Source organism: Pseudoalteromonas sp. S558 (assembly GCF_005886635.1).
Classification (GTDB): Bacteria; Pseudomonadota; Gammaproteobacteria; order Enterobacterales; family Alteromonadaceae; genus Pseudoalteromonas; species Pseudoalteromonas aliena.
Genome location: NZ_PNDU01000323.1, coordinates 1 through 10,572, shown reverse-complemented (window position 1 = coordinate 10,572; position 10,572 = coordinate 1). Strand labels below are relative to the sequence as shown.

10 protein-coding genes are annotated in these 10,572 nt (G+C 38.2%); 1 reads left to right on the top strand and 9 read right to left on the bottom strand.

All coding sequences use genetic code 11. The features are described from left to right. The first annotated feature begins 355 nt into the window (after positions 1–355). Positions 356–850 (top strand): hypothetical protein, encoded by a 495-nt coding sequence (locus CWB66_RS18475; RefSeq protein WP_138586518.1) that lies wholly within the window; start codon positions 356–358, stop codon positions 848–850. A gap of 446 nt (positions 851–1,296) precedes the next feature. Here CWB66_RS18475 and CWB66_RS18470 read toward each other — a convergent pair whose 3' ends face one another. The 9 genes from CWB66_RS18470 to CWB66_RS18420 all read right to left on the bottom strand — a co-directional run bounded on the left by CWB66_RS18470 (position 1,297) and on the right by CWB66_RS18420 (position 10,238). Next, positions 1,297–1,974: a DUF799 domain-containing protein gene (locus CWB66_RS18470; protein WP_138586517.1), complete on the bottom strand. Its 678-nt coding sequence runs from the start codon at positions 1,972–1,974 to the stop codon at positions 1,297–1,299. 1 nt (position 1,975) lies between these two features. Then, the gene (locus CWB66_RS18465; protein ID WP_138586516.1) at positions 1,976–2,323 is read right to left on the bottom strand and encodes a DUF4810 domain-containing protein; all 348 of its coding nucleotides are present in this window, start codon (positions 2,321–2,323) and stop codon (positions 1,976–1,978) included. Next, positions 2,323–3,003, bottom strand: coding sequence for a CsgG/HfaB family protein (locus CWB66_RS18460; RefSeq protein WP_138586515.1), 681 nt, complete (start codon positions 3,001–3,003; stop codon positions 2,323–2,325). Before CWB66_RS18460 ends, CWB66_RS18465 begins: the two co-directional genes overlap by 1 nt. Positions 3,004–3,556: 553 nt before the next feature. After that, positions 3,557–5,314 carry a SulP family inorganic anion transporter gene (locus tag CWB66_RS18450; protein ID WP_138586514.1) on the bottom strand — a complete coding sequence of 586 codons (1,758 nt, stop codon included), beginning with the start codon at positions 5,312–5,314 and terminating at the stop codon, positions 3,557–3,559. A gap of 279 nt (positions 5,315–5,593) precedes the next feature. Then, positions 5,594–6,118 (bottom strand): DNA starvation/stationary phase protection protein Dps, encoded by a 525-nt coding sequence (dps, locus tag CWB66_RS18445; protein WP_077535873.1) that lies wholly within the window; start codon positions 6,116–6,118, stop codon positions 5,594–5,596. Between the two features lie 236 nt (positions 6,119–6,354). Then, positions 6,355–6,723 carry a DUF2237 family protein gene (locus CWB66_RS18440; protein ID WP_077535872.1) on the bottom strand — a complete coding sequence of 123 codons (369 nt, stop codon included), beginning with the start codon at positions 6,721–6,723 and terminating at the stop codon, positions 6,355–6,357. Positions 6,724–6,790: 67 nt separating this feature from the next. Continuing rightward, positions 6,791–8,659, bottom strand: a complete 1,869-nt coding sequence (gss, locus tag CWB66_RS18435) for a bifunctional glutathionylspermidine amidase/synthase (RefSeq protein ID WP_138586513.1) — start codon at positions 8,657–8,659, stop codon at positions 6,791–6,793. Between the two features lie 196 nt (positions 8,660–8,855). Next, positions 8,856–9,362: a hypothetical protein gene (locus tag CWB66_RS18430; RefSeq protein WP_138586512.1), complete on the bottom strand. Its 507-nt coding sequence runs from the start codon at positions 9,360–9,362 to the stop codon at positions 8,856–8,858. Positions 9,363–9,818: 456 nt separating this feature from the next. After that, positions 9,819–10,238, bottom strand: a complete 420-nt coding sequence (locus CWB66_RS18420; RefSeq protein ID WP_077535868.1) for a CBS domain-containing protein — start codon at positions 10,236–10,238, stop codon at positions 9,819–9,821. Positions 10,239–10,572: the final 334 nt, after the last annotated feature.

Genomic DNA, 10,572 nt, shown 5'->3' with positions numbered 1-10,572 from the left:
GGTCTCTACCGCGCTATCGGCGACTAAATTTCATGCCATCCGCCCGCTATTGACGCGTAAATTCGCCTTGTTTTCACTGAAAATCTCTGGCTAGAGAAAATAAATTTAAATATCACCACGATTCAATACGTTAATAAATCTCTTAACCAGAGTTCAGGTTAAGTAAGTTTATTGTTTGGTAATTTCATAAGTTGAGAGTTAAGTGAATTTTTTACAAAGCTGTAGCAATATTTACTTATAAAAATTTTACAGCTCTATAATTTTGTTTTAAGTCTTTGTTTTATAGTGCTTTTATTTTTGGTTTGTAATTTGCTTATATTCCTATGTAATCAATTAAATTAATAAAGGAGTTATTATGAGTACTGTTATTACTGGGTTATTTGAAAATGCATCTCAAGCAACATTAGCTATTTATAGATTAGAAGCATTAGGGGTAAATGAAGCGGATATTAGTATCGTGGCAAACAACTCGTATGCTAAGGACGATTTTGCAGTAGATGAAGGTACTAAAGCTGCTGAAGGTGGTTTGATTGGCGCTGCATCTGGCGGTGTTTTGGCTGCAATAATTGGCGGTTTCACTGCTGTTGGCTCTGTAGCTACAGGCGGTGCAGGATTGTTAGTAGCAGGACCATTAGTTGCCGCATTTGCAGCCGGTGGCGCAGGGGCTGCTATCGGTGGTACATTCGGTGCCGCAATTGGTGCTCTTATCCCTGAACATGAAATCAAATTCTATGAGGATGCAATTGAAAAAGGCTCTATACTAATTGGTGTCAAATACAACAGCGACAACAAAAACAGTATTGAAGAAGTGCTTGAAAGCGCAGGTGCTAGCAATGTCTCTAAAGCGTAATTTATAGCCTTATAAATACTTGCTAAACCTTATATATTACTAAGTAAATTGCTTTTAGCTTTACGCAGTACATACCTTTAAAATAAAGTGGGTACTGAATTTTAATTACTTCAGCGGGGTTACTACAAGCCCGCTGAGGTACTTCGTTTTAATTAACCAATACTTTTTGCATATAGTTTTGCTTTGGTAAGGAGCATGCTTTTATTAAAGCTACTTAATAGCAATCTGCGTAAGCTTTTGAACAATTTAAGGAATTAAATTACTCCATAACGTCGTTAAAGTTTTATTTAGAACAGTTAGATATAAAAATTCATTCTCGTTATAGTGCCTTTATAGCTACAAATAAATTTTCTGAATTATAGTTGTTATTTTTATAAAAAAGGCCAAATCACTTAATGATTTGACCTACAAAATTGCATTATTCTGCTATTTAAGTTTTACAAGTATTACTGTTTTTTCTCACTTGGTGCTGGCTGACCGTATTTAGGCGAGCGTGGACCATACAATAAACCATTATACGTGTCGGACGAAAGTAAGCGTGTTGAAGTCATCGCTGCAATTTCAAACCCTTTATCAGTTACTGTTTCTGCAATTTGATTAATGGCAGCTACAACAAGCATACCAATAAGGCCGCCACCGCCATTATTTTGTTGCTCAGCAGAAGACGCTCTTGCTTTGCCTTGCCATAGTTGATCACCTGTACGTAAATCGACGAGTGAAGCTGAAACAGTTACTGCCGTTTCGCTAGAAATGACAACGTAGTTGGTGCCGTATTCTTCAATAGTGATATAAAGTGCAGAATCTGCACCAAAAATCTCATGTAATTTTTCTACGGGAACTTGATGTACATCACTTGCAACGGTAAGGCCATTTCCTTTGAAGGTTTGTTCAACTAAAGCGACAGGAAAAACATAAAAACCTGACTCAGCAATAGGCGCTACCATTTGCGTCATTACACTATAGGGTGCAATTACCTCAGGAGTATTATTAAGCGGTGGCAAAATAATTATTGAATGAGGATCTGCTTGCTTAAACGCAGTGTAGTCATGTGCTGGTGGAAGCGAAACACAGCCAGCTAGTAGTACCGCTAATACCGCTGTGATACAAGATTTTAAGTTAAACATATTAAGCACCTTGCGCTGATTTTAGAAGAAAGTCGATGTACTGAACTGATTCTGGAAAAAGTGACTTTTCAGTTTCAAAATGAGTTATACCTTGTGAGGAGTTGCCTGCTTCAAAGTACAGCATACCTAAGTGAGCATGTAGACCAGGTGCAACAGCTTTATTTTTGTTGGTTGCGTCTGCAATAGTTTGCTCAAGCATGCTAATCTGTTCTTCAACGGTTATTGAATCGGCTTTTAAAAATGCGTACACCGCTGTATTGTATCCGCCATAGTAATAGATGGGCTCTTTTGTTGCGTTACAACCTGTAAGTGCCGCACATATGACTGCAAGGGGGAATAACCTTTTCATTATTTATTGCCCCATTGACCAGACTCAATGCCAGTAACAAGTTTATTGACTACTTGGCGAATAGCTAAATCAAGTACTTTTCCGTTTAATGTTGCATCGTATGAGGCTGTGCTGCCAAAGCCGATTACTTCACGCTCAGATAAACTGTATTCACCAGCGCCTTGCACCGAATAAATGACTTCTGATGTAGTCACGTCAACAATGTTTAATGTAACTTTAGCATAAGCGATTTGTGATTTTCCTTTGCCAAGTAGGCCAAATAGTTGACGGTCGCCAATAGCTTTGCGACCAAACTCGGTTACGTCACCAGTAACCACAAATTTTGCGCCGCTAATAACTTGCTTTGCTCCCGTTAGCTTTGCTTCTTCAGCAAGTGCGGCCATGTTATCGCGATCAAGAACACTAAAACGATTTGTCTGTTGCAGGTGGCTCATCAATGTTGTTTTTGCTTGGCTGCCTAGACGGTCTTGCCCAGATGAAAATATACCGTTTTGAAAGCTTGAGCGATTAACAAATTGGCCAACAACCAACTTACTCTTTGTTCCTGTGTAGGTGGTGTTATAGCTAGCAACCGTAGGTGTTTCTACGACTTTTGATGATGTAGTGGCACAGCCCGCTAAAGTAGAAGCGGCAGCGGCGGCAATTAAAATTGTTTTTATGTGCTTTTGATTTATATACATAAGTTATTTATGTCCATTTGGATTGTTGAAGAAGTAATTTTTTGAAGAAACGCCTAGTTTGTATATTTTAATACGTTAGTTACTAATTTATAACGTAGATTCAAATTTACTTTATATACAAAAGTTAAGATAAATACAATTTTATATATACTTTATAGGGACATAGTAGAGAACAGTATTCGCTCAACTAGTGCTAAAAAAATCAATTAGCTAGCTTTAAATAGGGTGCAAGTGTTCAATAAACGCCTTAATTGTTGCTCAATTGTTGAAGGGTTCTTTATGATTAAATTTTATTTCCACAATTTCCCTAATCCAATCAAGGTTGCACTTTTTTAGAAGAGGGTGGTCTGGCGTTTAAACTTGTCCCTCTTGATATTTTAAAAGGTGAACAGCATACACAAGAGCTTAAAGCGATTAACCCAAACGCTAAAGACCTGCTATTGTTGATAGGGAAAATCGTGTGTTCGATTAGGATGCGATTTTAATGTACCTTTCTGAAAAGTATGCAAAGCTAAAATGTAAGGCGGAAGGGCGCATTGAAATACTGTCATAGTTAATGTTTACGCATCAGGTTTAGGTCAATATTCTGGTCGTTATTTTCGTCTGATTCGAACAAACTAACTTCTTGTGTATGCTGGTTTACGCTATTTCTTTTTAGGGCGATATATAAGTCTGAATGAATATAGATGCCTGCTGTTCCCGATGTCATTCCTGCAATTTCAAACCATGAAAGTAATTGACGTTTCCTGCCTGCAAGTTCAAGCCTTATATCGCGCTTTTTAAATATAACGTCTAGGTCGGCAAGCATGGCCATTACACTTAAATCTAAGTGAGTAAAGCAGGGCACGGCATCAATTATTACACACTGAATGTCGTCTTTTTGTCTTGCGTATTGCTCTAGTAACCTGCGTTTAAAGTAGCTGGCATTAAAATAAGTTAAGGGCGAATTAAAGCGATAGATAAATACGCCTTGCACCGATTTTGCTTTATCTGTGGCGTCTAAGCTTCTTACTACGCCGTTAATATCTACGCCGAGTATGTTGTCGGTTGGGCGCATTACGGTGCGAATAAACTGAAATAACCCCAATAATACAGCGAGTGTGATCCCTGGTATCACGCCAATAAATAACACGGCAAGCAATGTAGCTGAGGCGAGATAAAATGCTTGCTTGTCTTTGCGTTTTAGTTGCCAAACGGCTTTTAAATCGAGTAAGTGAACTGAAGCAATAATGAGCACAACGCCCAGTGCAGCACTGGGAATAAACTCAAGTGGGGCTGTTAAAAATATCGCTATTATAGCAATAATAGCGGCTGCGATTATTGATACTAACTGCGTTTTACCACCTGTTGCATCGTTAACTGCTGTACGTGAATCGGCACCACTTACAGCAAATCCTTGCGAAAGAGCTGAGGCTATATTGGCAATGCCTAACGCTCTAAATTCTTTATCTGCGTCTATGTCGTAGCCGTTTTTAGCTGCAAAGCTGCGCGCAGTTAGCATCATACTTACAAAACTAACGATAGCTAAGTTAAGTGCGGGTACAACTAATTCACGAATAATTCCTAAATCGAATGCTGGCGTGTTAAAAACCGGTAGCCCGCCTGTAACTGTACCAATGGTTTTTATATCAAGCTGTTTTAAATTAAAAATCCACACGAGTAGTGCGCCAAAAGCGATAGCGAACATAGAAGAAGGCCATGTTGGTTTTAGTCGCTTCATGGCAAAATAAACGCCGAAGGTGATAAGTGCCATTAATAATGTTGGAACATGTGTTTGCGATAAATAAGTTGGCACACCACCTAGGCGCTCAAGTAAGTAGCGTTCATCAAACGTAAAGCCAAATACTTTTGAGAATTGACCAACAATAATAGTGATGGCCACACCGTTTAATAAGCCCATTAAGATAGGTTTAGATAAAAAGTCGGCGAGTACGCCGAGCTTAAATTTACTGGCTATAAAACACCAAAAACCGGTCATAGCGGTCATGGTTACTACAAGTTGCCAATGTTTAAAGCTGTCGCCCGCAGCAAGTGGTGTCACTACGGCCGCTATAACGGCACAGGTTGCAGCATCAGGGCCTACTATTAATTGTTTTGAGGTGCCGAAAAGGGCATAGAACATCATAGGTAATATACAAGAATATAATCCGACAGCAGCGTTAACACCGGTTAGTTGTGCGTAAGCAATTGCAACAGGTAAAGCGACTGCAGCTACCGATAGCGCAGCTCTTACATCATCAGCAAACCATTGACGTTCGTAGTTAAGTAATGTGTTTAAACCGGGCATGAAATTATATAAACGCGACAGCACTTCAGTTTTTCCTACTAATAGTCATAAGGTTTTGATAGTAAATTTAATATTAAAATAAGTATAGTTAGAAAAAAGAAAATTTTACGCAATATAAATTCACTTTTTGGCATTTAAAGTGGGCGTAGTTCAAGGAAGTAGTCGTGAATCAAAATCACATCCATTGTTGAATAACAATTGCTTTGTGAATAGGTTATTTTATAGCAGAAAAAGCCCAACATATTAGATATTGGGCTTAGAGTTTATTGTTTATAGAGATTAATTTGCTTTGGAGTGTCTAGATTAGCTATTTAGCTCACCGGTTGATGACTCTAAATGTGCACGTATAAACCATTGAAACTGCTCTAATTCAGCAAGTTGGCTGGTGATCATGTCTTCTGAAACAGGATCTAACTCAGAAAGCGTCTCAATGGCTTTTCTGTGATCGGCGTTAATGCCATTATAGACTTCATTGAGTGCACCTAAATGTTCTGTCACTAAGCCTTTACCCATTGAGTATTCATTCCATGTGCGACGATCGACAATTGATTTTGGGGTGCCTACTGGTACGCCGCCAAGTGTTGCAATGCGCTCTGCTATGGTATCAGTCATTTCGCGTACAACATCCACCTGAGGGTCTAGCATTTCGTGTACGCCAATAAAGTTAGGACCAACTACATTCCAGTGAATATGCTTTAAAGTAAGTTGTAAATCTATTAATGCGACCATGCGGTTATCGAGAGTCGCTATTGTTTTTTCAGCTGATTCATTACTCATACCCGGTGCGGTAAATTTAGCTATTTTGCTTGATTCGTTACTGTTACTCATAATTCCTCCTGCTTAAATATTTAATATTACTATGTGTATTCGCTACATAATAAATATCACTAGTCTTAGTGATGCAAAGACTACGCCGAAACATCAAAACTTTAAAAGTGCTTTAAGTTCAAGTTGTTATGTTTTTTTGCAGGAGTTTGGTTGGTATGAATGGCTTTTATTTTTGAAAAGTCTGCATATATTTGTAAAACTTGCAGACTTTATTTTGATTACGCTTTAGGTGTATTTTAAATTTGAGTTATATATTCATGTGCTTTTAAAACATCGAGTGAGATTATTTCTAATGCTTTTTTATTTGTGGCTTCAAGCACCACAGGCGGTGCAACATTAGCAGCAATAGCATGGAGCCATCGCACCGCACATAGACACCATTTATCACCCGCTTTCAAGCCATCAAAATCGTAAAGAGGGTTAGGGCTAACCAAATCATTACCTTGCGATTTAGAGAACTGTAAAAATTCGTCGGTCATAATTGCGCATACACTGTGATTGCCAAGATCTGATTCTGGTACATAGCAAAAGCCTTCGCGCGTGTAACCGCCATTTCCGCAACATAACTTTAAACGAGTACCGAGTACATTAAATTGATTCGCCATAAGGACGCCTTAGTTTGTTGTATTTTAATAAATTTAAACCCGTATATTCTGCGGGCTTAGCGCCTAATTATTTGATACGCAGTGCCATACAGTCGCTATGACCGTTGATGATCATACTTTTATCAACGCGTACGCCACCGCCTGAGTATTTACCTGCGGCTGTGAAGCTACATATTTGTACAAAGTAATCATCAACTTTAGGCAGTGCAAATAACTGTTGGTATATTTGATCTTGCGATGCAAAGTGCCCAACCGTTTTTTCTATAATTTGCTGCTGTTCATCTACAAGCTGAATATTAGCACCGCATCGGCCAACAATGGGTTTAACCACGTAACCGGTTTGTAATAACTCGTCGTTAAGCTCAAACGCGGTATTAAGTAAATATTTATGATTAGGAAATAGACTCCACAGTATTGGCAAGATTGCTTTATTACTGGGGATCAATGTCCACAGAGGTTCAAATACCATAACATTTTTACGCAGTAATACATCGGCTAAACGCGGAGTTTCACCCGCTTGAAGTTGTGGTTCAAAATTATCAGCTAATGACTGGTCGGCCTCGCACTCCTCACGAATTTGATCAAGTGCGGTTTCCCAAGACCACGTTTTCCACACATAACTCAATTGTGCACCATCGGCATCTACTATGTTACCTGATTCATTCCAGCGAAGTGTGCTTAAGCCAATTACTAATTTACATTCAAAGCCAGCGGCTTCAATGGCTTCTTTCATAAATAATGCGTGGTAATGCTCTTCTGGCTCGTCGTCTTGTAGGATATGAACAAGGCCTTTTACCTCACTTTTACGCCATGCTTTTACTAAGTCTTTAAATAAACTTTGGCCTGCATCTACACCGGTTTTAACACCAAAATGTTTGCCCCATTTACCCTGAATTTTACCACTTTCCATATAGCATGATGCCGAATCACAATTGTATTCGTAAACTTTTAAACCCGCAGTGGTCAAAGCAAAGTCAAATCGACTGGTAATTAACTGATTTAAGCGGTTATCCCACGATTGGCGAATTTTACTAAGCACTACATCGGGTAAATTAAACTTTTTTAATAGTTCAGGGTGCTGCAATACATAATCAGTAGCGTGCATAAACAAGCCGTGGAGTTCATTTGTTGCATGCTCTATAGTTTGTTGCGTCGTTTGAGATATCGCAAAGTAATTATGTTGATCCTCATCTACCGAGGTTAATTTATGACCTTGCATCATTTCTACATAAGCAGCTTCATCGTCATTCGCAATATTTAACCATGACTTGTTTGCTTGCCCTGTATCGGCTGCTTTATGGGCTTCTATTGTAAATAAATCTTTGTTTAGCTCAGATGTCGGTTCAGCGTATTCTGTTTTATCCGTTTGTGTCATCCAACCTAAAATAGTGGCATCACTGTACGAGCATTCAATCCAGTAGTCGCCATCTTTGGTTACTTTTGCTTTTAGCTCGCGGCACCAGCTTTGATCTTTTGGCCATATTTGATGTCCGACATTTTGCTCAGCAAGACGTATTTTATCTTCATGCACTTCAACAACGACTGCCACATGGCCTGTTTCTTCAAACTCACCGCCTTCTTCCCAAATTAGTAAACTACCTACTTGAGGATGATGTTTAGCACCATTTTTAAATGCGTTTAACGGTAGCCTATTTTGGCTGCTTACATCGCGCACAGAACGAAGCTCAAAAATATCATATGCCATGGCTATATCGTCAAAAATATAACCATGATTGAGATACATCCAGCGGCGTGCAAACTCAACACATTGCCATTTATAGCCCATGTAAATACCATCAAGATAACTGCGATAGGCACTACGATTAGGGTAAGTGCCTTCGTCAGCGGTATCGTAATCAGATGAGTAAACAGCCACGTTACCGAGCGCATAACCGAGTAAAGTGCCAAAAACGCTAGCAGGGGCAGAGGTTTTCATAGATAAATGGGTTCAAAATAAGGGAGTGATAATTTGCTGACTATAGGAGCGAAGCTGGTTTTTAGCAAGATATAAAATATGCATTATTATTTGTTAGTTTATAAATCTTTCGGCATGGTCAAATTAGGCGTTTTAACTAACATCGACTCTAAAAAACAGCAGCACTGAATAAATTGAAGATAGCTAACGATTTAATTTAGTTATCTTTTTCCAGTTTCAGTTTTTCTTCCATTAATATGAGTAATTGGCCATTTAGTTCAACGAGTTGATTTTGAAGTGCCTTTTTCTGTTCAGCAACTTGTTCAGAACCATCATCAACTAGCTCGTCTAATTGGAGCTCTAAGGCTTCTATTTCTTTTTTCTTTTGTTCAATAAGCTCATCAATAGGTGTTTTTGGTTCAGTGCTTTCACCCTTGCTCACAGCTTCTGCGTCTTTGTCGTTAAGTTGCTTAATTATATTTCCACCTAACTTATCTTTATCATTTGCAATTGATTCTTGAGTGCTTAACGAACTTACTTGTTTTTCATCAGCCGACGTTTCTTGTCTGAGCTTATCTTGCCCCTCTGCTGATATATTAACTTGGGAACTTGCGGTTACTGCTTTTTGTGACAGTAATTGCTGGGGTGACTTGTTCGATGATGCGAGCCCTTTAGTGTATAAATCGATATTAGGTGCTGTATTTGAAATCCGCATATTTTCCATAATATTTACCATGTTAAAAAATAAAATAAGTGTCGATAGATGCTTGTTATGTTTCGTGCATCTATTTTTACATAAGTGTACCTTTATTATCGGCAAACTTTATTTATTCTTTAGCTGCTATTTATTTTATAGGCTAAATACAAGGAGCGATAAATTAATATCGCAACAAAAGGCTACTGGTTTTTTATTAGGGTCTGTTGACCTTTCAAGGTTGAATTTGCAGCAGTCTGTTTGGTTTTTAGGCAAGGTAGAGCCTATGTAGTGTTGTTATTCCCCATAAATAGACGATAACGCAGCATTAATGCCATACAGACGCTGCTCCTAGGAAGAACAAATTTTAATCCACAAAGGTCAACACGCCCTAGTTAAGGTAAATATGACTTATTTGAAAAATAAGTCATATTTAGTGCGCCATTTTCTGTAAATATTTACTAGCGAACATTAAGTATGGTTTCGTTAAGATAATAGGGCAGCTGCAAGTCTTACAAAATCTGATGATGTTAAGATGCCGACTAATTTATTTTGCTCATCAATTACCGGCATGCAGCCGTGTCTATTTTCAACAAAAAAAGTGACAACATCACGCAGTGGTTGCGTAGGTGTTACGCTTACAAAGTCAGTAACCATGATGTCTTCTACTTTTGTTTGTTTTTCTTTGCGTTTAAGCGCATTTTCGCCGTAGGTTGTTAAAATACCCATTACTTTGGCTATCATGATTTTTTGGGTCAGCATACCAACTAGTTCACCATTTTCATTAATTACAGGAATATGGCGAATGTTTTTTTCTTTCATCAAGTTATGTGCATCATGCAAGGTGTGATCTGCACTTACTGCCAATGGATCTGACGTCATTAGATCTGAAACTATTTGGTTCATTTTTATACCTTTTAGTCATTATTTAGTCAGTATTATTTTAGTTCCATTTACTTTCATTGCACTTTATCTAGATCAAGTTTTAGTCTTATTTGAGTAATTAACCTGAACGCTGGATAATAAATCTATCTCAAGCCGCTATTTTCAGCGCTAACTGCGTTGAATTTATTTGCAATAGGCCCGCTGCTATTGACGCGTAAATTCGCCTTGTTATCACAGAAAATCTCTGGCTAGAGAAAATAAATTTAAATATCACCATAATTCAATGCGTTAGTAAATCTCTTAACCAGAGTTCAGGTTAATTAAGTTTTAGCTAAATTTATGAGTAGAAATATCC

What these genes read in the sequence shown, in the direction of transcription:
- CWB66_RS18475 (WP_138586518.1), top strand. Translation starts at nt 356, where the DNA reads ATGAGTACTGTTATTACTGGGTTATTTGAAAATGCATCTCAAGCAACA.
- CWB66_RS18470 (WP_138586517.1), bottom strand. Translation starts at nt 1,974, where the DNA reads ATGTTTAACTTAAAATCTTGTATCACAGCGGTATTAGCGGTACTACTA.
- CWB66_RS18465 (WP_138586516.1), bottom strand. Translation starts at nt 2,323, where the DNA reads ATGAAAAGGTTATTCCCCCTTGCAGTCATATGTGCGGCACTTACAGGT.
- CWB66_RS18460 (WP_138586515.1), bottom strand. Translation starts at nt 3,003, where the DNA reads ATGTATATAAATCAAAAGCACATAAAAACAATTTTAATTGCCGCCGCT.
- dps (WP_077535873.1), bottom strand. Translation starts at nt 6,118, where the DNA reads ATGAGTAACAGTAACGAATCAAGCAAAATAGCTAAATTTACCGCACCG.
- CWB66_RS18440 (WP_077535872.1), bottom strand. Translation starts at nt 6,723, where the DNA reads ATGGCGAATCAATTTAATGTACTCGGTACTCGTTTAAAGTTATGTTGC.
- gss (WP_138586513.1), bottom strand. Translation starts at nt 8,659, where the DNA reads ATGAAAACCTCTGCCCCTGCTAGCGTTTTTGGCACTTTACTCGGTTAT.
- CWB66_RS18430 (WP_138586512.1), bottom strand. Translation starts at nt 9,362, where the DNA reads ATGGAAAATATGCGGATTTCAAATACAGCACCTAATATCGATTTATAC.
- CWB66_RS18420 (WP_077535868.1), bottom strand. Translation starts at nt 10,238, where the DNA reads ATGAACCAAATAGTTTCAGATCTAATGACGTCAGATCCATTGGCAGTA.